General features: G+C 38.8%; 31 protein-coding genes and 2 pseudogenes. 22 read left to right on the top strand and 11 right to left on the bottom strand.

Features of this window, described 5'->3' with window-relative positions:
* Nucleotides 1-3: 3 nt before the first annotated feature.
* The 12 genes and pseudogenes from C4B60_RS13395 to C4B60_RS13340 all read left to right on the top strand — a co-directional run bounded on the left by C4B60_RS13395 (nt 4) and on the right by C4B60_RS13340 (nt 7,814).
* Nucleotides 4-870 carry a hypothetical protein gene (locus C4B60_RS13395; protein WP_104058532.1) on the top strand — a complete coding sequence of 289 codons (867 nt, stop codon included), beginning with the start codon at nt 4-6 and terminating at the stop codon, nt 868-870.
* A 181-nt stretch (nt 871-1,051) separates the two neighbouring features.
* Nucleotides 1,052-1,315, top strand: a complete 264-nt coding sequence (locus C4B60_RS13390) for a hypothetical protein (protein ID WP_104058531.1) — start codon at nt 1,052-1,054, stop codon at nt 1,313-1,315.
* A 303-nt stretch (nt 1,316-1,618) separates the two neighbouring features.
* Nucleotides 1,619-2,059 (top strand): ASCH domain-containing protein, encoded by a 441-nt coding sequence (locus C4B60_RS13385; RefSeq protein WP_104058530.1) that lies wholly within the window; start codon nt 1,619-1,621, stop codon nt 2,057-2,059.
* A 114-nt stretch (nt 2,060-2,173) separates the two neighbouring features.
* Complete coding sequence (locus tag C4B60_RS13380) at nt 2,174-3,007, top strand: DUF2268 domain-containing putative Zn-dependent protease (protein ID WP_104058529.1); 834 nt, start codon at nt 2,174-2,176, stop codon at nt 3,005-3,007.
* A 34-nt stretch (nt 3,008-3,041) separates the two neighbouring features.
* Nucleotides 3,042-3,611 carry a nucleotidyltransferase domain-containing protein gene (locus C4B60_RS13375; protein WP_104058528.1) on the top strand — a complete coding sequence of 190 codons (570 nt, stop codon included), beginning with the start codon at nt 3,042-3,044 and terminating at the stop codon, nt 3,609-3,611.
* A 26-nt stretch (nt 3,612-3,637) separates the two neighbouring features.
* A complete protein-coding gene (locus C4B60_RS13370) occupies nt 3,638-4,495 on the top strand; it encodes a DUF1835 domain-containing protein (protein WP_104058527.1) in 858 nt (285 codons plus the stop codon).
* Between the two features lie 562 nt (nt 4,496-5,057).
* Complete coding sequence (locus C4B60_RS13365) at nt 5,058-5,531, top strand: hypothetical protein (RefSeq protein ID WP_245153981.1); 474 nt, start codon at nt 5,058-5,060, stop codon at nt 5,529-5,531.
* Nucleotides 5,532-5,707: 176 nt separating this feature from the next.
* Nucleotides 5,708-5,810 (top strand): annotated as a pseudogene (locus C4B60_RS21710) (class I SAM-dependent methyltransferase); the annotation flags it as partial.
* A 36-nt stretch (nt 5,811-5,846) separates the two neighbouring features.
* Nucleotides 5,847-6,083, top strand: coding sequence for a DUF3977 family protein (locus tag C4B60_RS13355; RefSeq protein ID WP_104058526.1), 237 nt, complete (start codon nt 5,847-5,849; stop codon nt 6,081-6,083).
* A 173-nt stretch (nt 6,084-6,256) separates the two neighbouring features.
* Entirely contained in the window at nt 6,257-6,496 is a 240-nt protein-coding gene (locus C4B60_RS13350) for a hypothetical protein (protein ID WP_104058525.1), read from the top strand.
* Nucleotides 6,497-6,654: 158 nt separating this feature from the next.
* A complete protein-coding gene (locus C4B60_RS13345; RefSeq protein ID WP_104058524.1) occupies nt 6,655-7,371 on the top strand; it encodes a class I SAM-dependent methyltransferase in 717 nt (238 codons plus the stop codon).
* A 206-nt stretch (nt 7,372-7,577) separates the two neighbouring features.
* A complete protein-coding gene (locus C4B60_RS13340; RefSeq protein WP_104058523.1) occupies nt 7,578-7,814 on the top strand; it encodes a hypothetical protein in 237 nt (78 codons plus the stop codon).
* 36 nt (nt 7,815-7,850) lie between these two features.
* Here the strand turns inward: C4B60_RS13340 and C4B60_RS13335 are convergent, their stop codons facing one another.
* Nucleotides 7,851-9,068 carry an MFS transporter gene (locus tag C4B60_RS13335; RefSeq protein ID WP_104058522.1) on the bottom strand — a complete coding sequence of 406 codons (1,218 nt, stop codon included), beginning with the start codon at nt 9,066-9,068 and terminating at the stop codon, nt 7,851-7,853.
* A 143-nt stretch (nt 9,069-9,211) separates the two neighbouring features.
* Here C4B60_RS13335 and C4B60_RS13330 point away from each other — a divergent pair, with 143 nt between their 5' ends.
* Entirely contained in the window at nt 9,212-9,970 is a 759-nt protein-coding gene (locus C4B60_RS13330) for a MerR family transcriptional regulator (protein WP_104058521.1), read from the top strand.
* Between the two features lie 49 nt (nt 9,971-10,019).
* Nucleotides 10,020-10,220, top strand: a complete 201-nt coding sequence (locus tag C4B60_RS13325) for a hypothetical protein (RefSeq protein ID WP_104058520.1) — start codon at nt 10,020-10,022, stop codon at nt 10,218-10,220.
* Between the two features lie 99 nt (nt 10,221-10,319).
* On the opposite strand, the gene C4B60_RS13320 is transcribed toward C4B60_RS13325, so the two are convergent.
* Together C4B60_RS13320 and C4B60_RS21500 are read right to left on the bottom strand one after the other, a co-directional pair.
* Nucleotides 10,320-10,832 carry a GNAT family N-acetyltransferase gene (locus C4B60_RS13320; RefSeq protein WP_104058519.1) on the bottom strand — a complete coding sequence of 171 codons (513 nt, stop codon included), beginning with the start codon at nt 10,830-10,832 and terminating at the stop codon, nt 10,320-10,322.
* Between the two features lie 260 nt (nt 10,833-11,092).
* Nucleotides 11,093-11,239 (bottom strand): hypothetical protein, encoded by a 147-nt coding sequence (locus C4B60_RS21500; RefSeq protein ID WP_167578665.1) that lies wholly within the window; start codon nt 11,237-11,239, stop codon nt 11,093-11,095.
* A gap of 96 nt (nt 11,240-11,335) precedes the next feature.
* Between C4B60_RS21500 and C4B60_RS13315 the strand changes: the two genes are divergently transcribed.
* From C4B60_RS13315 to C4B60_RS13305, 3 genes are all read left to right on the top strand, one after another.
* Nucleotides 11,336-11,641: a hypothetical protein gene (locus tag C4B60_RS13315; RefSeq protein ID WP_104058518.1), complete on the top strand. Its 306-nt coding sequence runs from the start codon at nt 11,336-11,338 to the stop codon at nt 11,639-11,641.
* Nucleotides 11,642-11,770: 129 nt separating this feature from the next.
* The gene (locus C4B60_RS13310; protein WP_104058517.1) at nt 11,771-12,181 is read left to right on the top strand and encodes an ATP-binding protein; all 411 of its coding nucleotides are present in this window, start codon (nt 11,771-11,773) and stop codon (nt 12,179-12,181) included.
* A 370-nt stretch (nt 12,182-12,551) separates the two neighbouring features.
* Nucleotides 12,552-13,187 carry a GNAT family N-acetyltransferase gene (locus tag C4B60_RS13305; RefSeq protein ID WP_104058930.1) on the top strand — a complete coding sequence of 212 codons (636 nt, stop codon included), beginning with the start codon at nt 12,552-12,554 and terminating at the stop codon, nt 13,185-13,187.
* A gap of 55 nt (nt 13,188-13,242) precedes the next feature.
* Here the strand turns inward: C4B60_RS13305 and C4B60_RS13300 are convergent, their stop codons facing one another.
* The gene (locus tag C4B60_RS13300) at nt 13,243-14,022 is read right to left on the bottom strand and encodes a phosphatidylserine decarboxylase (RefSeq protein ID WP_104058516.1); all 780 of its coding nucleotides are present in this window, start codon (nt 14,020-14,022) and stop codon (nt 13,243-13,245) included.
* Nucleotides 14,022-14,573, bottom strand: coding sequence for a helix-turn-helix domain-containing protein (locus tag C4B60_RS13295; protein ID WP_104058515.1), 552 nt, complete (start codon nt 14,571-14,573; stop codon nt 14,022-14,024). Before C4B60_RS13295 ends, C4B60_RS13300 begins: the two co-directional genes overlap by 1 nt.
* Before the next feature lie 177 nt (nt 14,574-14,750).
* On the opposite strand from C4B60_RS13295, the gene C4B60_RS13290 reads away from it, so the two are divergent.
* Both C4B60_RS13290 and C4B60_RS13285 read left to right on the top strand, forming a co-directional pair.
* Nucleotides 14,751-16,043, top strand: coding sequence for a Zn-dependent hydrolase (locus tag C4B60_RS13290; RefSeq protein ID WP_104058514.1), 1,293 nt, complete (start codon nt 14,751-14,753; stop codon nt 16,041-16,043).
* Nucleotides 16,044-16,149: 106 nt separating this feature from the next.
* Nucleotides 16,150-16,629 (top strand): SRPBCC family protein, encoded by a 480-nt coding sequence (locus C4B60_RS13285; protein ID WP_104058513.1) that lies wholly within the window; start codon nt 16,150-16,152, stop codon nt 16,627-16,629.
* A 105-nt stretch (nt 16,630-16,734) separates the two neighbouring features.
* On the opposite strand, the gene C4B60_RS21705 is transcribed toward C4B60_RS13285, so the two are convergent.
* From C4B60_RS21705 to C4B60_RS21695, 3 genes are read right to left on the bottom strand one after another with little or no spacing between them, the layout of a single operon-like run.
* A complete protein-coding gene (locus tag C4B60_RS21705) occupies nt 16,735-17,067 on the bottom strand; it encodes a sensor histidine kinase (protein WP_280632278.1) in 333 nt (110 codons plus the stop codon).
* A gap of 60 nt (nt 17,068-17,127) precedes the next feature.
* Entirely contained in the window at nt 17,128-17,430 is a 303-nt protein-coding gene (locus tag C4B60_RS21700) for a sensor histidine kinase (protein ID WP_245153978.1), read from the bottom strand.
* A gap of 57 nt (nt 17,431-17,487) precedes the next feature.
* A complete protein-coding gene (locus C4B60_RS21695; RefSeq protein ID WP_245153977.1) occupies nt 17,488-17,637 on the bottom strand; it encodes a hypothetical protein in 150 nt (49 codons plus the stop codon).
* 110 nt (nt 17,638-17,747) lie between these two features.
* Between C4B60_RS21695 and C4B60_RS13275 the strand changes: the two are divergent.
* The 3 genes and pseudogenes from C4B60_RS13275 (at nt 17,748) to C4B60_RS13265 (ending at nt 19,796) form a co-directional block, all read left to right on the top strand.
* A pseudogene (locus C4B60_RS13275) lies at nt 17,748-18,079 on the top strand (DUF6176 family protein).
* Nucleotides 18,080-18,418: 339 nt separating this feature from the next.
* A complete protein-coding gene (locus tag C4B60_RS21850; RefSeq protein WP_280632271.1) occupies nt 18,419-18,544 on the top strand; it encodes a hypothetical protein in 126 nt (41 codons plus the stop codon).
* Between the two features lie 1,051 nt (nt 18,545-19,595).
* Nucleotides 19,596-19,796 carry a hypothetical protein gene (locus tag C4B60_RS13265; RefSeq protein ID WP_104058511.1) on the top strand — a complete coding sequence of 67 codons (201 nt, stop codon included), beginning with the start codon at nt 19,596-19,598 and terminating at the stop codon, nt 19,794-19,796.
* A 433-nt stretch (nt 19,797-20,229) separates the two neighbouring features.
* Here the strand turns inward: C4B60_RS13265 and C4B60_RS13260 are convergent, their stop codons facing one another.
* From C4B60_RS13260 to C4B60_RS13250, 3 genes are all read right to left on the bottom strand, one after another.
* Entirely contained in the window at nt 20,230-20,607 is a 378-nt protein-coding gene (locus C4B60_RS13260; protein WP_104058510.1) for a glyoxalase superfamily protein, read from the bottom strand.
* Nucleotides 20,608-20,624: 17 nt separating this feature from the next.
* A complete protein-coding gene (locus C4B60_RS13255; protein WP_104058509.1) occupies nt 20,625-20,864 on the bottom strand; it encodes a hypothetical protein in 240 nt (79 codons plus the stop codon).
* Nucleotides 20,865-20,966: 102 nt separating this feature from the next.
* On the bottom strand, nt 20,967-22,256 hold the full coding sequence (locus tag C4B60_RS13250; RefSeq protein ID WP_104058508.1) for an efflux RND transporter periplasmic adaptor subunit: 1,290 nt from the start codon (nt 22,254-22,256) through the stop codon (nt 20,967-20,969).
* Nucleotides 22,257-22,269 lie beyond the last annotated feature (13 nt).

The following is a 22,269-nucleotide window of genomic DNA, read 5'->3' as shown; positions in this document are numbered from 1 at the left end:
AAGTTGAATAAAGAACTGAAACAATTATTTGATGAAGACCAACAAGACCTTCGAACCATGCCGCATGACAGAATAGAACGGGATAGAAAGAGACGAAGTAGAGTCAAATTAATCATTGATGGAGGATCTGCTACTGATGGAATTGATTTCATTCATGCTGCTATCATCTACCAACACGGAGAATCGTTAGAAGATTTTTGGCAGGCATACCAATTAAGCTTAAAAGCTGTTGAATTAGGCTTTAAACCAAAATGGTTAGCTGCAGTTGCACTGGATAGATGGTTATTAAAGCAAGGTAAACCGTTGAAATACGGGAATCAAGTGGTTGAATTTGGGGGAGTTTACAGGATTCCGAAAATAGAACAAGAAACAAAAGATGAAGTAAGAGAGCACTGGGATATTCCTTCGTTTGAAGAGTTATTTTCTTTCGATAACCTTAGAGGCTTTGTGAATTCTGAAATTGTTGCTACTGCAGTGAATGATCGTTTAAAAATAAATATAGTAAAGCTGGAAAGACCCCCTGTACATACCCCTTCGTTGAAAGGCATTATCTACGGGAGTACAAATGAAAATCAGACTATTTATGAGAATTCGTTTGGATGGAGATGGATAGAAAATAGCAGAGGGATTTTTGAATTAGGCTGGATTTTAATGCCGGATGTTCCTGTAATAGCACATGCAGTAGCAGGTGAAGGAATAGCCGCCATTGAAAGGGTAGAACTGGCTGGATGTTCTTGTTTCTTAGTAAAGTTTAATGAAAGTAAAACTTTATATGTTAAAAACAGCGCCGGAATTTGGTCTATTACAGGAATAAACGAAAGTCATGTAATAAAAAAAGCACAGGATCTAATTAAGGGATCCATTACTTGATGGTCAAAAAAATGCCGTTCATAATCCAGCAACCATTCTATAATTATTTAAATATTACAATTTTTTAACATTTCTGAACCTTTGAACAAAAATAAATGAAAATATGTTATTCTATCAAAAAATAGGAAACTGTGCCTCTGGAGACGTTAAAAACCATTGATGGAAGGAGAATGTGTTTAACGTGTCGTCATCTAATTATAAAAGAATAAAGGATGTTTTAGAGTTATTGTGTATGTATGACGATGTTGAGATGACTCATGTATTCAGGAAAAATAACCAGGAGGTCTTAAGCGTTTCCAGTAATAGTAAGAATATCGAATTGATTTTTGCAGATTCCAGGGAAAAAGAACAGTATAGTGATGTAGAAGCGGCTACATTTGTTATTGAGAGATCTATGAGCAGTGTGGTCGCTTATCAAGAACAAAAAACGCAGCACCTTCCATGAGAGGTTCGCCAAAGCAAAGTAAAGCGAATAAAAGAATAAGCTCCGTATTCCCCAATGTTAAAAATAAATAGCCAATTCCCTTATTTATAAAAACAATCCAAATAACGTATCTCATTACCAAGTTTAACAACCTTATAACGATTATCGGGTTAGATAGTAGGTACTCTCATAACCGGTGATTTTAAAAAGCATTTCTTCAGGAAGGAGAAGTGCTCTTTTTTGTGGAAATTTACTATTGAAGATATATGAGAATCAGTAAATAGCCTAAAGTGTAGAAAAAACTTGAAGTAAAGGAGAATAGGAATGGATAAAATACAGCAATTTTGGAATGAATTTTGTCAGGAAAATCATAATGTAGACGCAGAATACAAAGATGCGTTTCAATTTGGAGGCCCTGCTGAATGGTTAGCTGGTTTAGTTGTGGAGGGGAAGAAGAGGGCAACATGTTCAGGTCTTGTGTTTTACGAGATCGAAAAAGAGGAAATTCCCCAGGCAGGTGAATATTATATTGTTTTAAACGAAAAAGATGAGCCTGTCGCAGTCATTAAAATCAAGTCAGTTGAGATTGTTCCGATGAACGAGGTAACAGAAGAATTCGCATTAGCGGAAGGAGAAGGAGACTACCACTTTTGGTGGGAAGCACATGAAAAATTCTTTACCGAATCCCTAAAGGAGTATGGCAAAGAATTTTCGCCGGATATGTTACTCGTATGTGAGCGGTTTGAAAAAGTGTATCCTAAATAAAAGCACGTACAAAAAGCTTTCCTGGATTGGCTAACGAAAACAGTGGTGATGGGTTTTTTAAAAATTTGTATATAGCTCTAGCGTGAGCAAGTATAAAATACCGGAGCTGATTAAATGCAGGTAATAAACGGATATGAAGATTTTAAACTCGCATTTTCCAAAGAGGGTATCCCGCAAAATAAGCTAAAGTATTGGATGGACTATCACACTAAATATGAAATGATCTTTAACACGATTTTTAAAGACCTGTATATGACTGATTTAGAGAACGTCAAGGTAATGGTTGAGGGGACAGACTTTAGTGAGATCATGAGGAAGGCAGAAAAAAGCCTTGAAAAGATTTCAATAAAAGCGATAAAGGAAACGATCGAAAAATGTATAACCTTTTTTAATTTTCAACAGGAGTTTGATGTGTATTTACTGGTGGGTTTGGGCCACATAGATGGTACTGCACTCAAAGCGGGAAAGCCGTTTATTTATTTAGGGCTTGAACGGCTTACGAACACGGATGTAGAAGCCTTAATTATTCATGAGTTTAACCATTTAGTCCGGTTCAGTACGTTAAAGGAATTTGAGAATCTATCGGTTGGTCAGCTTGTTATTGCTGAAGGATTGGCAACGCTGAGCCCGTTGGTCGTAAATAAGCTGGAGTTTTCGGAAAAAAATATAAAGAAGGCTCTATTTGTCAGCGAGCGGGAGTTCATAGAATTCAATCAGTATAGAGAGAAAATAATTAATAGACTAAACAATGATTTTGATAAGAGATTAACACCAGCTCTAATGAAGAAGTATTTTATGAAAAATGAGAAAGCTGAGCTTTGCAGATCCGGCTATTTTTACGGAGTACATATCATTAAATTATTACTCGATTATGGGTGGAAACTTGAGGATCTAACCGTTTTGAGCTCGAAAATAATACTCGATGAATATTTCAAAACGAATGATTAAAATGGCCCTCACAACCTTTCTAACGGAGGATAATATGTCATTTGAACAATGTCAGCGTATTTCTTTATTAATGGATGGATTTGATAAGCCATGGTTCTTTGCTGGTGGGTGGGCAATTGATCTCTTTATCGGTCATGAAACGAGAGTACATAATGATATAGAGTTAGCTGTTTTTCGAAAAGATCAGCAGTATTTAAAGAGGCATCTCCGAGGCTGGGACTTCAAAAAGGTTATTAACGGTCAATTCCATACATGGGAAAACGAGCATGTAGAGTTACCCATTCACGAAATACACGCTTCAAACGCAGCGAATGGTGACGACCTCGAAGTTCTACTTAATGAAACAAATAATAATGAGTGGAAATTCAGAAGAGATACAAGGATATCCTCTCCACTTGATTCGGTTTGGAGTGTTTCTAAAACAGGGATTCCATACCTGAATCCGGAAATTGTCTTATTATATAAGGCCAAAAATACAAGAGAAAAAGACCATCAAGACTTTATTGCTGCGATGAATTATCTTGAAAAAGAAAAGAAAAGATGGCTAAAAAGCGCGCTGGAATTACATCAACCAGAACATAAGTGGCTGCGATTTTTGTACTGAGTGGAGCGAATTAAGGCTGTAAAAAGATGAACAACCATTTAATTAAAGGACGTGACACTATGATTCATCTCATATTCGGAGCTGCAGCAGCCGGGTCATTAAAGTACGCGCTAAGAAAAGGGAATCATAAAATAATAGAATTCCCAATTGATTTTTCTGTCGGACCGTTCACCAACATACATCAACAAAGCGGTATTGATAACTATTTCTCCTGGGTAAAGTCTGCGTACCATCCGGTCTGGGGTTTTTATAAAGAAGATCAAGCAACCTGCAGTCAGTCCCTACAGCAAGTAGAAGAAATTGAGGATGGTGAGCAGGTAACAATATGGACTTCTGAAAATGCTTCGGAGCAAATCGGACTTAGAATCAGCTGCTTTTTGTTAAAGGATAAAGAAGTTGAGCTTCGTTTAATTAATACATCTGATGCAATGGAGGATTATACAAAGCTTGAGGATGTTCAAATTCATATTCGTCATACTGGTGAATGTGTTCCGGAGCAGCTCGCTCATTTTTACAAGCATTCAACCTGTTCAATTTCAGAAAAAATGAAAAGCAACTACGTGAAGGGTGGAGAACGATTAGTAAGCAGTGAAGGCGTAGTTCGATCCTGGATAAATGGAGAAATTGTAGAAGAAAGAGAGAGCCGGGATGATCGATTTATTTTAGAAAGTGCCATCAGACTACATAGTGAAATGCCAGAGCAGGAGTTTATAAATGCCACAAGCTTGGTTGGTGAAGTAATTGGTCATTCAAAGCAGACTATATCCGACTCATGGATTGAATACAGAATACGTCAGCTGATTCATTCAAACTATTTAGCGTATGAAGGAGACCTTCAATCCATGGGGATGTATAAAATAAAAGTTAAGAATCAGTTCGATTAACAAGGAAATCAATAAATGGGTTGATTATAAATGGTCAGCCCGTCTTTTGGAGTTAACAGATCTAGATAGAAAAAATAATCCATGCGTTGACCACCCTGTCTAATGCACAGAATAATTTCTTAATTCAAGTATTTTAAATCGACTCCTGACTGATAGGGCTTAAGAGGCTGTTCTGTTTTAATTATTACATTCCAAAATAATTAAAAGATAGGTAGTATACGTTAAAAATAAGCATAAATAAAACAAATAAAGAAATATTTATGTTTTTATTCTCTGAAAATAGTATATAGTCTAATTACAGCAGTTGAGAGGGGTTAGTGGTCAAATAAATAAAAGGGGTGGCTCTTGATTTTACAGAGGCAAACAAGTATATTCGTTGATTTAAACCTGTTAAGCCAGCTTGTAAATGATTTTCAAGGAAAGCTAAAACGAGAGTTAAAATGCGAAGAACTAAATGTTCTAAGGGTTTTAGCCACAAAGGTAATAATTGAAGAAGCGTAGAGTGCATCTCACTCTGCGCTTTATTCGTTTATAAAAGGAAGCATTTCTTCAGGAAGGAGAAGTGCTATTTTTTGTGGAATTAGTAGAAGAATCAGGTCAGGAGGCTATTATGTACCCAACAGAAATCATGGAATTTACAATTGTAGGTATAGTCATTGCTGTAATTTTAATGATTTCATTTTTTTTTAGAAAGAAAATGAGAAAGGTCGGGTGGGCTTCAGCCTGCGTCATTTTCTTAGCATACTCCCTATTTTTCATCGCCCGGCCCTATTGGATTGATAGCCAAATCAAGATAAAAGTTGAGTTGTTAGAACCATACTTAGAGCAGAATTACCCGAATGAAAAGTGGACCATTAAAACAAGTGCTCATCGAGAAGATGGGCACAGGTCAAGTAATCCGTATTATATAGGAGTAATTTTCGAAAACGAGCAGGACGTAACGTATGATTATTGGGTGGAGAAGGATGAAATCTATCAAATCAGTTATGTGACAAACAAAGAGTTAGACGATTTAAAGCATAGAGAAAGTGAATAAGGATCCTTAGTTAAAGAGTTGAAAAAGAGTGCTTCTTGAAATTTTGATTACTATTGAATTGTCGGTGCAAATGTTCCTTTGAGGAAAACCTGCAAATGAAAAGGTGGATAAGAATAATGAACGCGTGCAGTCCATCGAGGGTTTCAGCAGATGTCTGAGCAGAATAAGGACTTCTTAACGAGTGGGGCGGACCAGATGGCGTGATATTCCGTTCAAAAAAGTATGATCCACGGAACCCTTGTATTCCCTTCTTTAATTATCGACGCAATAAAGCCTTAGGAAATAAAGTACCAGCATGTCAGAGGTGTACTACTTATGAAATACATTGATTTTGGACTGGGAAACACATGGCTAATCAGAACTGAAACAGAGCTGGAGAATGGTACGGAATATAAGGTAAAGGGAATAAAGAGACCGATAATCTTTCATTCCTTGTACATAAGAATCTGGATTGGAAAGACGGTGCTAATTGCAGATTTAAAAGAGGGCTTTAAACGCCAAAAGAAAAAACGTACAGAATTCAAGCTCCTTCTTGGCATAGCTAGCAGGTAAAACATTACTCACCACACCTGACGAAATCATCATTTCGCCATATTTTCTAGACTATATTTATATAAAATGAAAAGCGAAAAAATTGAAGTACAAGGATAAGATTAGTTTAGAAGATTATTGTACGAAACTTTTTTCAGCACGATCCCGTAGATAAGGTAAAGGGAGTGGGAAGGTTGAAGAAGTTCATTGTATTTATTTTAAGCTTTGTTTTACTTTATTTCGTATTCCAAATTGGATCGGGTTTACTTCTGACATCTCTACATACACCGGATTTTACTCCAAACAACCAATTTAGCGGGGAAGTGGTGTTTGGACAGACCTCAATTATTCCATTTCTTGGAGCATTACTAATCGCAGCCTTGGCTTACGTAGTGTCTCAGAAAACATTTACATTAACCAAAAAAATTAGATAGTATTAAACTAACCACTGCATTCCTCCACCAAGGGATGCTCTTTTTAAAAGAGCGAATCTTATACAACAGGTCTAAAGGTTAGGGGGAGATGATTTTTGATCATTGATACCCATGTACTGTGCTCTTTTCATAACTAAAACCAGAAAGCAGGTAACAAAATGATTCCATTAGTATATGACCAGGTGAACCGCTGGGGGAAAGACGATGAATTTTTCATAGCGAATTTAAAAAAAGTAAATGCAAAAAAGATCGCTGATTTAGGCTGCGGAACAGGCAGATTGACTTCCCATTTTGCAAAAGCGGGCTATCACATAACGGCTATAGATCCAAATGAAGAAGCAATTAACTATGCGAAAAAGCAGGAGTACCCAGGTGAGGTGACCTGGATCGTTGGCTACAGCTCAGATTTACAAACAAATGCATTTGATACAGTCATCATGACGGCAAATGTTGCACAGGTATTTCTTACAGATGAAAGCTGGAAAAACGTTATATCAGATGTATATCGGTCATTAAAGCCTGGAGGACATTTTATTTTTGATACGCGTAATCCATTAGCAAAAGTATGGGAGCAATGGGAAAAAGATCTGACGCCTGACCTTGCAACAAATGAAGCGACCGGGGAGCCGCTTGAAATATGGACGGAGTATGACGGGTTTAAAGAAGGTGTCTTTACCTTTTATGAATCCGTACAAAATGCACGTACAAAAGAAGTACTCATACGTGAAAAAATGCAGCTGAAATTTCGAACGCAGGAAGAAATCCGTCAATCTCTGCAGGAAGAAGGATTTTCACAAATCCAGGTTTATGGGGATTGGGAATTTAAGCAGGCAACGGAAGAAACTAAATCATTTATTTTTAATTGCGTAAAATGAAACTTTGCTGGTATGTTCTTTCCGAATTGAGAGGTGAACGAAGCGTAAGGGGGCGACTCCAGCGGGATGATGCGGGAGCTTGAGATCCACTTGCGATAGCAAGTTAGCTCAAGCCCCGCCCCGCGGAAAGCGTCCCCCTGAAGCGCAGTGAACCGGATGCCTGATTTGATTTACTTAAACATGAAAAGGTAAAAGGAGGAAAAAAGATGGTTTATGCTTTTAATGGATGGGATGTTAAGGTCGATGCACCGTACAAAGCAATGATTGATCATGATGAAACTGCTATGATGGTCTACGATGAAGAGCTGGACCCAATGTTGTGGTTAATGGCATCCGAAGACAATAGTGTGATCGTTAAAAAAACAGCATGGAACGTGGAAGTCCATCTTTTTCCCCTGACAAAAGAAATTAATGTTGTGATACTACAGATGGATGAAGAGTAAAAGAGGTTGAGACATAGTTGTCCCACCCTCCAATAGTTAATAGTTTGACGTGTACTCCCTATACGCCTTCCCTCTCCACAGAATGAAAAGTGAAACAATCAGTCCTGCAAGAGAAAAGGACAAAATGATTGATTGAATATCAAATCCTCTGGCAACGAGTAACGTGACACCGGCGTAGGCAAGCGGATCAAAACCATTCATTGCCAGGAAGATAATACTCATCACTCTTCCCATAATTCGAGGATCAGTATCTTCCTGTGCTGAAGTGAAAAATGGAATAAAAACAAATGTCATCGTAAACCCGATTAAGAACGCTAATCCCGTTAAAATAGTCAAATTTGGAATTTGACTAAATGCTACAGCCACAAGTAAGGTTCCAATCAATCCAGCAATTGAAATCAATCCTCGGGCGCGTATTTTGACCACCCCGATTAGAGCTGTACTGACAAGCATTCCAATCCCTAAAGCCGCTTCAATGTAGCTAAGGTTTATTGGTGTTCCCCCGTATGTTTCCACTAAAATAGGAATGGCAATAGAGATCGCACCAAAAGCAAAGAAGTTTAGCGTGATTAAAATAAGAATTCCAGTGACTAAGAACTTACTTGCTTTTACATAGGAAAATCCTTCAATAAAATCCTTAAGCGGTGTTTGTTTTATCGTGTTGTCGACAGGACCTTCTTTTAAGAAAGGCGGAAACATAAAGAAGGCAGACAGTAAAACAATGCAAGCCGAAACGAAGTAGCCGCTTGTCACTCCGCCAAATTCCATGACGCTGCCGGAAATAACGGGCCCCACAATAAAACCAATTTGACCTAACCCTTGAATGACGGCATTCGCTTGCTTAATTTGATCTACCTGAACCAATTTAGGAATGAGAGAAGTTCCAGCCGGTCCTGAAAAAGCATCTAAAGTACCAAATGCAAATCCCAAAATGACCAGAAATCCAAATGTTAATTGATTTGAATTGTTTAATAAGAAAACGATAATCAAAAGCATCCCCTGGATAAAACTCGTACTGAACATAATCGTGGTTTTTTTGAATTTATCAGCGAGAACCCCGCCAAATGCCATCATGAGGATTCGTGGTACCGTTATCGCGATGAGAATAAGCCCTAATGATCTTGCTGAACCTAACTCAGAAATGACAAACCAGGTTGTTGTCATGAAAAACATACTAAAACCAATGATCGCTAAAAAACTTCCGATAAATAAAAACACAAATGACCGATTTCGAAATAATGATGGTTGTTCCATACTTAACCTTCCTCTCAAGTTGAATATAGAACAATGATAAATTGTGACGTAACGTCGTATGCAAACTCTTCTTTTCCATCAATTTTGGAAACCTTGATTGTGACCTTACGTAACAAGCTATAATTGAGAAAGGAGGTGTCCAAATGGAAGTAACAATTGGTCAGTTTGCTAAATTAGTTGGTTCAACCGTTCGAACTCTGCGATATTACGATAAATTGGGCTTACTAACCCCCGGGAAATTTAATAATAGTGGTCGGAAAGTATATACACGATCAGACTGGGAATTTTTCCAGCAAATCATGATCTTAAAGCATTTGGGCCTATCTCTAAATGAAATAAAAGAGCAAATGGTTAATCAGAGGATGAAAAGTCGCGAGTTATTACGATTACAGAAGCAGCTAATTAAGAAAAAACAAGCAGAATTAAATGACAAGCTTGAAGTCATTACGAGAATGGATCGTCTCTATAGCATTGAAGGAATTTCTGAAGATGACCTGGATGAATTTGCTTTTATCATGCTTGATTTGTTTAGACGAGAAAAATCACAAATCCAGGCGATGGAAGAACATTTTGCAGATAACAAGGAGCTCCTGGAAGATATAAAGCTGCTTTATCATCCAGATTATCAGGAGAAAATGGATCAGAAAGTATGGTATTTAATTCAAACAATTAGTAATACTGTTCAAAATGATGATCCTGAAAGCAGGGAAAAAGCGCAGGAAATTCTAAACGAAATGTATAACCTTTTGCCCACAGACAGAAACTTTTTAACGCTAATAGAAGATGAAAACTTCCTTGCGAAGTACAAGCATGAATTCAATAATTATTTTCCGGAAAACATAGCTGATTATATTTATAAAGAATTAAAAGCGTATTATGGGGATAAAAATGATAATTCGTAAGGCTAAATGGATGGCAGGAATTTTAATGGGTTAAATAGAGGTGTACTTCATGAGAAAAATCTATCAATATATGTCTATGGAAGATAAGGTGAAAACACTCGAATTACTTAGAGTCGATATCACTGGACTGGAAATGGAAATCCATAATAATTATCCAAGGGTCGTTAAAGATGCTATTACAGATACCTTGCGTAGATACCAGGCGGAAGAAAAATGGTTGAGCAATGAGGTTGAGGATAAATCAGATTAGTGAAAGATTGTTAATAGATTCCCGTTTTAGAGAATTAAATAATATAACACAAGTGAATGTGCTATCAGTGTAGGGTAGTAATAGGCAAAAAGGTGAACGCTACAATGAAAGTTCACGCATATTCCAAACAATTTCCTCACCATCATCTTTCCAGGTACTATGCTGACGCGTGAAGCCAATCTTTTCGAGAACACGAAAGGAAGCCCTGTTCCAGGACCCTACAGTAGCCCACAGACGTTTACGTCCAGTGGCAGCTGCAGCTTCGATAATGGCTGAAGCGGCTTCTGTGGCATAGCCTTTTCCGTGGGCTCTTTTGAATAATTCATAAGCAATTTCCGGCTCTTCTAAAGTAGAACGTCCAATAATTAATCCACAATAGCCAATAATATCGCCTTCATCTTTGCGGCGAATTGGAAGTAAACTAATCCCGTTTTCCAATGCACTCGCGCGTAAACTCATCACACGTTCGCAAGCCTCTTCAAAAGTTGGCTCATCAACTCCACGTTCCCCGACAAGTTCCCTATACCAGGATGCATCCATTTCCTCCCATAAACGCATGGAAAGCCGTTCAGTGATGATTTCAAAATCCATTACGGAGAATTCGCTTGTCATTTGGCAGCCTCCTTTTTTAGTCATTAGACTGGTGTGAGAAAATTTAAGTAGGAAACTAATTTAATTATACCTTACATTAACATTAATTTCCTTTTTGGTTCACAAAAAAAGCACCCTTAATAAAGGAATGCACCTGTTAGGTATATTAAATTTCTTATTCATCAGCTAAATCATTCATCCAATTCTTCCCTGCTATAAGACATAATTGTGTTTTTGAAGAAGAGGGCACTGTAAAAAAAGGTTAAAGAGAGTTACGCTTTCTAAGCATATTGAGAGAAAAAAGCACTCAAAAGTTCGATGTCCATTTTCAATGGATTCTTTAAAACCTGATTGCTGCAGTTAAGATAATCCTCTTGCAGTCTTTGAAGCTCTCTTTTCATTAAGATCAATTCAAGATCCTGGCTCATTCATCCAACCCTTTCGCCTTATTACGACTGGAATTTATCGACTCAAACGGGTATGTTCGCAGGAATTGCTCCTGACTCTCAGGAAAACAGCAGCACTTGGAGGTCCATAATGAAATTATTGAGATCAGCATTAAAGCGCAAAAAGCTCCGGTCAATGTTTATTCCTGCCTGCTGAATCCGAGAACATTGATTGTGGTACGCAGCGGTATTCTCATTCCAATTGAAAAAGAGATTAGTAAGATCGGTTACCCGGAAATTTTAGTTCTCGCCAAACGAAATCTGGAGAAGGGAATAATAGATGAGCATAAAAAACAGCTTCAAAGCCTTCTTAAAGCCGATTTCGAAAAACTTTTACCTCCTGGGATTTTGACCGGGACAAAAGTGTGTTTCTGTTTATCATAAAACCTCATCATCCATAATGGCAGTAATAAACTAGGCGACAGAACTAGACATGAGCCAAAAGAAAGGTACCTTACTTTCTTTTGGCTTTTTTTATCCATTAATACGGGGACGTATGCTAGGGGGGAATAAATGAATAGTCAACAGGCAGATCAAATTCTTGTGATTCCGATCCAGAAAGAAGACGATATTATTATTGCCCGCAGTACAGCAAGAGAGTTAAGCCAGCTCATGCAGTTTAAATCCGCCAATCAAGCAAGAATTCTGACCGCTGCGTCAGAGCTTGCCCGAAATACTTATTGCTATGCAGGAGACGGACATTTTCAATTTCAGACGATCCAAAAACAGATAAAAAAAGGAATTCGAATCATAGCTATTGATTCAGGACCAGGAATCCAAAACATCCACTTGGCGATGAAACAAGGCTTCACCACATCCGGAAGTCTCGGAGCAGGACTGCCCGCCGTTAAAAACCTTTGTGTAAGCATCTTCTTCATCATGAATCTCACGAACGTCTTCTTGAAAACGAGAAATTCGCTTTGACACCTGGTTAAAAGCAGCTCTATCTATTTGTTCCCAATGGGTTTTGTTTTTGACTTTTTCTACTTTGTTTTCACTATAATCTGCAATTCTATAAGCTTCTCCGTCACCTTGAAAAATCGGATCGCTTTCAATTACATTCGTCATTTGTGACGGCTTTGGAACTTCGAAGCCCCAATTAACATTCCAAGCACCATAAGTACTATTATATTTTTCATTCAAATAATACCCCAGCCCTGCACCAATAATAAGAACTGGTACGAAAACTAATAATAGAATTTTCTTTTTTATATGGAGTCCTCCTTTTAATAGATCTAGTTCATTGTTTTTTACCTTCTTACAGTTTAACATTAATTTCCTTTTTGGAACAGTTATGACCCACCCAGACTACCGGAACCGCGGGCTTTCAGCAAAATTAATGAATAAGGTACTACAGGAATACGAGAATCGTTATGACCTCATGTACTTGTTCGCCAATCAAAGTGTGCTGGATTTCTATCCTAAATTCGGTTTCGAGAGGGTTGAGGAGGTTCAGTTCTCAATGGACTATTCCTGGACCAAGCCCACTGCAGGAGGCATTCGGAAACTGGATGGCAGAGATCCTTACCACCTCAACTTTATTTATAGACTTGCAACGGAAAGAGTTCCAGTATCCAACCGTTTCAGTACACAAAATGCTCAAGGGATTCTCATGTTTTATTGCATCTATATATTTCCAGATGACCTCTATTATCTGGAAGAGGAAGACGCGGTTATCATTTATACAAAGGAAGGAAAGCAAATCGATCTTTACGATGTGATTAGTAAAAACGAAATCGACATCGAAGCTATTCTTTCAAGGATCAGCAGCAAGGATACGAGTAAAATTGTTTTTCATTATACGCCTGATAACAAAAATATCACCACAAAAAGTCAGGTAGTGAATGGAGATCATGTACTGTTTGTTAGAGCAAATGGCAATCATAAATATCCATTTCACGTGAAACATCCGGTTACTTCTCAGGCGTAATGTTGTTTGATAAGTAAAGGGAGACGGATCCGTTTCTAAAGCAATTTTAACCAAATTACTTGACTCCCTGCCATTTCCCGATCTCCTCGCCCATTTTTACCGGTCCTATCTTTCCTGTAAACGAAAAGGCGTCTTTTGGCACACAGATCACAACAGTAGAACCAAATGAAAAATAACCATAAGGATCGCCACGTTTAACAACACGATTTGTATTCGTTCTCTCAATCGAATTTACGTTTAGAGCACCTACCATAACATGGGCAAACGGATACCCGGCCGCTTTAAAATTCGTTACTAATCGGTAGTTTCGTGTTAATGGGCGAAGCCCGTACCGTAAACCAAGATTATTCACAGGCGCTGCTTCCTTCCCCAAGGTGTAAGCATCTGTAACTTCTGCATCAATTGGTACATGAACACGATGGTAATCGACAGGGCTTAAATAAAAAATTAGAACCTGGCCTCCTGAATATGCTTCCGCTGCCTTTTTTGATCCTAGCAATTCTGCTACAGTATACTCCTGGCCTTTCACTAAGAATATGCTCTCCGTAGTTAAATGATTTACAACAGATAAAACGCTGTCGCAAGGGCTGATGAACGCATCTGGAGAATTGGCTATAGGTCGTATATCCGTTTTCAGTTCCCGTGTGAAAAGATCATGCAGCGACTTATATTCATGAATTTCTCTGCTTGCTTCCTGTAAGTTCAACTTATAAAGCCGTGTAAATGAAGGGATAAATGCTTTGCTGATGGATGATTGTGCAAACTTTCTTAACGTATTCGCAACGATGGGGTGCCCGTTTAGTTCAAATACTTTTCGGTAAAATCGGGTTAACATTAGTATTTGTCACTTCCTCTAGTTGTAGTAGGGTCAGGTAAAAGCATTTGTATAAGTGCCACTTTCTCATTTTGTGTTGAAGGCCGTTTGGATATGAATGGCTTAAGAAGCTCATTCATTTTATTGTTTAATTCTCCAAGCTCTTCTTTTGTCAAATATAGGTCCAACTGATTGTAGCCAAATGGATCATTAGCTAAATCCGGATTGCCAAGAAGATAATTTTTTGCTTGTCCCGTAACATTAGATAAGAATGTCATAAATATTTTTAAATGTTCTTCCCCGGACATTTGAGTTAAATCCTCTAAAGACATAATAGGGTTTTCCTTCTCAAGAGCATAAGTTCTTTCAACTGCACCACGTATTTTCCGTTCCTCAATAACAAAAATGATTCCATTAGTTTTTAGTATGTTCAAATGTCGATAAAGAGTTGCAGGAGGTATATCCGGCAGCCAATCCTTAAGCTGGTTGACGGTAGCTGCCCCTTTAGAAAGTTGTTGAATAACTTGCATGCGGATAGGGTGTAATATCAAATCCATTTTTTCTTTAGTCACATAATCAATCCTTTTATTATTGTTATCGATATTGATAATAATAGAAAATTAAAATATTGTCAATATTTCTATTCATACTCAGCATGGGGTGATTTTAAGGGATAATACTGTACATATTCAATTTCTTCTTATACGATCAAAAAAAGAAAAAATATGGTAAGACAGAGAGGTGTTTAGATGCAGCAATTTTACAAGAAATTAATGCAGGATTACAACACGGAATTAAGCTACTCAGGGATAAACGGGGAGCGATTGGCTTCAAGGCTTTATGAGCTTTCAAGGATCGGCAGAACAGAAAGCGGCGGGGTGACACGTCCCGGCTACTCCTCACTTGAAAAGCAGGCGAAGGAGCTTGTGATGAAGTGGATGGAGGAAGCAGGCTTGACTGTTTCAACAGATGGTGCTGGAAATGTATTTGGCAAGCTTGATGGTCGAAATGCAGGACCTTCCATTGTGTCAGGCTCTCATGTGGACAGCGTGCCAAACGGCGGGCATTTTGACGGTCCGCTTGGTGTACTTGGCGCATTGGAGGTGGCAGAAGCCTGGAAGGAACAGGGCTATGTACCGGAAAAACCGTATGAGGTCGCGATTTTTTCAGACGAGGAAGGCTCGCGCTTTAAAACGGGCTTGACCGGTAGCCGGGCTTTTATGGGGAAAATTGATGCTGAGGAATTGAACATATTACGGGATGCGGAAGGAAACACGTTTGAAGAAGTGATCACATCCTATGGAAGCTCAGTCGAACAGTACCTGGAGGCAAGAAACCATAACAGGCAAATCGAAACCTTTATCGAGCTGCATATTGAGCAGGGGAAGATACTTGAGCAAGAAGACCAGCCTGTTGGCATTGTCAGCGGCATTGCAGGTCCTGCCTGGATTGAGATTGCTTTCACCGGAGAAGCGGGACATGCCGGAAATACCCCGATGCCAGGACGCCGGGATCCGCTGATTGCTGCGGGAATTTTTATAAAAGAATTGGAGGATCTTCCTCGGGAGGTTTCAGGTACAGCTGTTGCAACAGTTGGAAAGCTTGATGTTCATCCAAATGGAGTCAATGTGATCGCCCAGCAGGTAGAAATGATCGTCGACTGCCGTGATATCCAGGAAGAACCGCGTGACAGACTTGTTGAATTGATTACTGAAAAAGCAAAAACTATCGCTTCAGAGCGCAGCATTGAAGTGAACGTAAAGGTCAATACAAGAATAACGCCATTGCCGATTGAAAAAGAGCTTCAGGACAAACTCGCCAGTGCGCTGCACAAATTTGAAATTGAACCTGTTTATATTCCAAGCGGGGCAGGGCATGACGCCATGAATCTTGGCAGTAAATATCCGGCCGCGATGCTGTTTGTCAGAAGCAAGGACGGCATCAGCCATAATCCGAAAGAATGGACGTCATTAAACGACTGCGTGTCTGCGTTGCATGTGCTAAAGGCTTTTATTGAGGATGCGATGGATGAAAGCGTGTAATCTGAGTGTTTTCCAGTTTTTCTGTTTCCCTCAAGTGGTTAAAGCACCTAGATTACAAAGGATAATACTAGTAAAGGACCTTCAAAGAAAGAAAGGAGAATGAATGATGAATAATTATGGTACGCTGCAAGAGTCAAACAATCGATACGCGTTGCGATTTGAACGTTTATTCACTAAAAGCGCAAAAGAGGTCTACTCTGCACTAACCAATCCTAAGGTTTTTTCCGAATGGTACCCTTTTGCAACTGGAGAAATGGACCTGAGAATTGGAGGCCGAATTTCCTTTGATGATGGGGAAGGGACGACCTATTCTGGAACGATTACGGATTTAAAAGAACCATATGTATTTGGCTTCAAGGAAATGGAGGACCAGATCTACATCACATTAGAGGAAGGTAAAGAAGGCTGCCGAATGATTTTCACCCATACTTTTGAGGATGGTGCATGGGCAATTAATACTGCGGCAGGTTGGCATAGGTGTCTGGATGTACTGGCTCAGATCATTAATAATGAACCAATTACGTGGCAGGATAACGCTGATGAGCTACGTGAATTCTATGGTGAAGCATTTAATAGTAATAGGTAACTAAACACAAACACTTCAACCAGAGAGAGTGGAGATCAGCCACTCCAATCGAAAGGAGCTAAGCATGAAAACTACAACGCGGTGGCCCGTATTCATTAAAAACCTCTACAGCTTATCATGCCATTCACAAATCATGGTTAATTGGTTATCCTTGAATTCGGCGTAAATGCTTCCATTCATTTTTTCCATTAAGCATTTTGCGATGGGGAAGCCAAGGCCAGTACCGCTGCCTGTTCTTGTCTGATCGGTCTTATAAAAACGGTCAAACATCCGATGTACATCCTCTTCCGTAAGCTGATCAACAGGATTTGAGATTTTAAGTTGAACGTTTGAATCAGTTTTTATCAGCTGGATACTCACATTAGCAGTTGAGTATCTAATCGCATTTACGATTAAATTTTCAATCACCCTTTTAAAAGAAGATGAGTCGGCCTTCAGTACAATGTTTTTTTCTCTGAGATCGATCGCAGGCTTTATATACTTTTTATTAAATTCCTGTTAAAAACCAAGCAGTGTCTCAGTAATTAACTCGTTTAAGCGCACCTTCTCCATTTTCATGGGATAATCAGCTTGTTCAATAACCGAGAGCTCGAAGAAATCCCCAAGTAAAATCTTTAATCTTCCGGCACTGTTTTTTATAGTTTCTAGATAGTTCTTTTTTTCTTCATCACTTATTTCGTCTGATTCCAGAAGTTGAATATAGCCTAAGATGGAGGTCATAGGCGTACGAATATCATGAGAAAAATGAGAAATCGCCTGTTTTAACTCATTTTCATTGGAGAGCCTTTTTGCCTCTGCCAATCTTGTTAGATCAATCTGTTTATTTATTTTCTTTGCCAGTTCCTCAAAATCCCGGTCTTAAAAATGAACAGTTAGCTTCTTTCCGGTATGTTGCTTGTTTACATGACCCAGCTGACGATCTGCACGTTTAATTTCTTTTTTCAGCAGAATCAAACGGGAGAGGACATATACAAAGGCTATTACGGCAATTATGAATAAATAGAGCATTTGACCTCACCCGCTTTTTAGTTTATTTAAATTTGTAGGATATTTTGATGCAAATAATAATATCTGTGACGATATGTGAAATAAACAAGATACCAAAATGTGGGATAAATATGAACGTAGAATTAACAAGATTTAGAGTGAAAAAAGGGAAATCAGAACGTGTAGATGAATGGTTGAGATTTCTAAACGACAATATAAAAGATGTACTTGTGAAAAAATGTATGTTGAAACCATATTGAGAGAGCAATTGAATGGCGATGAGTACTTATATTGGCATTCGGTTCAAGGTACAGGTGGTATAGAAGTACAGAAATCCAGTCACTGGATAGATAAAAAGCATTTAGAGTATTGGGAAGAATGCATAGATGAAACATTTAGACCTGTTGACTTAAAAACAGAAGTGGTTATGATACCTGAAAAAATAAGAAAAAGTATGATATAAATACGGAACCCTTATTTGGGTCTTTTACATTTAGGATTCTATTCATCGATTGGATAACGAAGTTCAGTAGGAGATATCTACATGGTTTGGTTATGCGAGTGATTCGTATTTTCCGTTGCTGCTGGAGCTTTTTACGAAGCTTTTCAAGTGAAAAAAAAACAAACAATTAACTTCCTAGCGGAGTAACTGGTTTTTATCATTCAGAAGTCATTAAACCGCCAAAAATAGCGGTGAAACAATTCAAGCAAATATGCTTTTCCATTGTTTCTCGTAACTATTGAAAGTTATAGATATAATCTCCCCAACGCCTCAACCAATTTTTATAAAGCTGAAGTTGAGATGGCAGATAATCGTTTCTATCTATTGCTGAATGAGCATTATCCTTATCTTGCTTTTGCATCAGCTGTTGAATTTCCTGCTATTGTAATTCAACTACACAACGGGCTGATCGCAGTGGAAGCCTGAGACTCCTGGAAATAAAACAGGGCCTGAGATCCACTTGCGTTAGCAAGCTTGCTCAGGCCACCGCCCCCGGAGAGTATCCATTAGTAATCATCGTACATATTAAATCATTTAATCGCTCTTAATACTTCCCTACAATGAGGACACTTGGAATAATTGCTTTTATGCACCAGTTTTTCAACATAAGAAAGATCAGTAGTAAACTCCCTCTTCTCGATTGGAGTTGTCACAAACTCACACTTATCTCCCGCATGCTGGCTGTGGTGGATTCTTTTCTTTTTATGATCTATAAAGTATTTCATCCATTTCCACGCCCTTTCAACAAAAAAAAGCCGAAAAAGATCACAAGTTGCGTGAATCTTTTTCGGCTTTATTACGACTCAATTGTCCGCAACATAGAACCAAACTTTATCATTTATAGTTAACTGTTAACTTTACTATTACAAGATTGAAAACTCTATTGTTTTTCAATTAAACCAATTGTACGGTATATTCTGGTAATTGTAAAGAGATAAACAGATTCTTATTTCATCAATCCCATTAATCCAGCTTAAGAATCCCAGACAGTAAGCAAATTTGCTGTATAATCATGTCACTATAATAACGTTCTTCTAAGGGAAGTTCTGATTTCAACTGCTTAAGCCTGTCGAGATCTCTCTGAAGTAAAAATTTTTCTGAAATACTTAACATTTCAGCCTCCTCATCTTTGAATTATAGTAATATTCCCTTTATATAATATTTTAAACCAAATTAAGGAAAAATAATCCGGAAATAATACTTATTGAGAAACAGACTAAAATAAGTATGTTGCAGCCTCTAAATCTATATTGTAAATATTTTTCATCTTAAAAATTTATTTTATTTTTTACGTTTACGACCGCTTGGATAGCATTAATAAGTTAAAAGACTCGTTTGATTAGCTGCTCCTATATCTTTTGTCTTGATGTAGTAACTGCTGCATCAGAAACGTATGATATACTTAAAATGGTATATGATAGCATAATTTGATGGATTATACTGGCAGGTAAAGGTATGGGTTGATTTTGGGGAGGGCGTGAAGAAAATTTATGATCAACTATCCAATGATTTGTTAGCGGGTTTTTATGTAGAAATAAACAAAAATATTAACAAAGGGATTCTTTCTTCTGCCATGTATCAGGAACTAGAATTAATAAAAAAAGTTGCAGCAGAACGAGGTTTATCGAATATAGATCTACTGGAAATTTACATGCTTCATATAAGGCCTCAACTATAGTTCTAAGTTTTTCTTGAAGAATACAGATAAGCAATTTCACCTTCACAGAACGATCTTCACTGCTTTTCAACCCTCAGCCCCCTCAACCAAAGCTTCAAGAAAAAATTTGGAATATAACTTCAAGAAGGATAAAATTAACTCAATTTTTTTAGAACACTTCCTACCACTTTGCCTTGATCATAACAGCTTTATTTCTAGGCGTTGTGAAAACCAAGAGAATTGTGGAAGAAGAATATCGCCGCATTATTTTCGAAAGAACTAAACAAGATACGAACAATTTGATTGCAGTGGAAGGGGAAGACTCCAGCGGGATAAAGCGGGAAGGCTGAGATCCATTTGCGAAGCAAGTTAGCTCAGCTCCCGCCCCGCGGAAAGCCTGCCCCTGCAATGGAAATCAACACGCCTCCATCAACAAGTATTTACCCCTAGCACTTTAACGAACACCCTCATAAAAAACAATCCGATTCCCAAATGGATCCCCAATCCGGACCTCCCGCGTATTCCATTCCGTCGTCTCAAGCCCCGGACGAGCAAACTTATACTTCTTCCCGAGAAGCTTCTCGTGAAGCAGCTCCACATTCCCCACTTCTATCCTAAGAGAAGTCCCAGGTATCGCATCTCCATAATTCTCCGAAAGATGAAGAATACAATCACTCGAAGAAATCTGTATATAAAGCGGAAGATCCTCCTCAAACCGGTGCTCCCAATCCACCTTAAACTCTAAAAAATCGATATAAAACTCTCTAGCCTTCTCCTCATCAAAAATACGCAATACAGGTATCGGTCTTTTCATGCTTATAGATGTACTCATTAAACCATCCCCTAATCCTATGTAATGGATGAATCTACTCTCATTCTAGCACTACTTCTCAATAGAAAAGATCTGATTTCAAAAACAGTTTTTCCCTTCAACAACCATACTAAAAGAAAGAGTAAGCTGGTCTCTCTTTTCAGCGCTTCACCCTCCAAATTCTCGTCTATCCCAAGCTCTTTAAACGTAAAGCTTTCACTTGCTTCTGTCCCTACAAACCGTTCACTGTTAAATGAAAACGTAACGGACTTCTCCATCTCTTCACCTCCTAAGTAACTCTACAAACCATTCGCCACTTTTTACCATATTCCTTCTCCTGCCATTACAAAAACCCCTCCGCACCAGCAGAGGGGTTCAACTTATTGATGAGGCAAGACGCCAAGCAGGACATATTTCCAGCCTGTACGCTGGCCGAGTCCGCCTAAATTATCAGTCGTCAGGCGGTTGATCGTCATTGGGGTAATATAAGCAGAATAATTTCGCTCTACCTGAAAAGGGTCTGTCACAATCCATTCCCCTGGTTCAAGATTCGTATAAACCTCCTGCCGATCCTCGACACGTAGTCCAAGATCAACAATCCGAGGCTGAATAAAGCCTTGAGGAGAAAGTGTAGAGATGATGTTACTATTTGTACTTGTAATCGGAACAGTCGTCGCTCCAATCGATTCATCCGTAATGATTTCATTTACGACCTGCTGGCCAACAAACCAATCCTGGCTCGGGTCAAGCAGGTTGATATCGATCGAATAAAGACTTTTTTCGCCAAGCTCAGGCTCTTTGTCCGGAAGCTTTGGATTGCTGTCTACGCTTCCTGAGATGGTGCTTCCTGCAACAGGGGAGGTGACGCGAGCGTTCAGGCCGCCGATGATATAAAGTGCTTCCTCGTCAGTCAGTTTTGAGCGGGAGGCAAGGCTGTCAGAATAAATCGTTATCAGCGGATTGTCTACTCCTTCAGACAAATGAGCTATTTTTCCGTTAAACTCACTTTCCACCTGAACTGTCGGACTTTCCTCAAGCCCGTCAATTAACGCTTCATACTTATCCTCCTGTGCCTGAAGTCTGCCAACCGCAGCCTCCTGCTCACCGATTTTCTGATTTAACAAGGATCGCGTCTGATCAACCGTCGCATCAGAAATATTAACGCCAACTTCAAGCTCGATATTCAAAATATCCTGCAGATTGTCGATTACACTCTGCGGTGAAGTTGCAGAAGTAGTAGGCTGAGTCGTCGTTACAGTCGTCAGCTCCCGTTCAAGCCCGTTTAATTCTGTGATATAGCTTTGAACCGTTGTAATCTCACGGCGGATCTGCTCTGCCTCAGATTCAAACAACAAACGCTGCTCCTCCAAATCAAGCACATCGTATTCATATAAAGGAGTGCCGGCTGTTACGATATCGCCTTCCTCTACTAAAAAGCGGGTGAACATGCCAAGCTGCTCAGAAAAGTAAATATGCTGCTCATTCGCTGTATGAATGACGCCGTCTTTTACAAGAACCTCCCGCAGATCCTCTTCTTTTGAAGTGGTCTGGTCATAAACAATCGAAGTTCGGTCGATCATGTCAAAATCATTTTTAATCAGGTAAAGGTTCACGCTGACAAACAGGAAACCAAGTATGCCAGCAAGAATCCATTTTAGTTGACGGTCCACATTGTTTGCCTCC

It is taken from the genome of Jeotgalibacillus proteolyticus, assembly GCF_002926065.1.
Lineage (GTDB): Bacteria > Bacillota > Bacilli > Bacillales > Jeotgalibacillaceae > Jeotgalibacillus > Jeotgalibacillus proteolyticus.
Note: the sequence above shows the minus strand (reverse complement) of the source record. Positions and strands in the feature narration are given on the sequence as shown.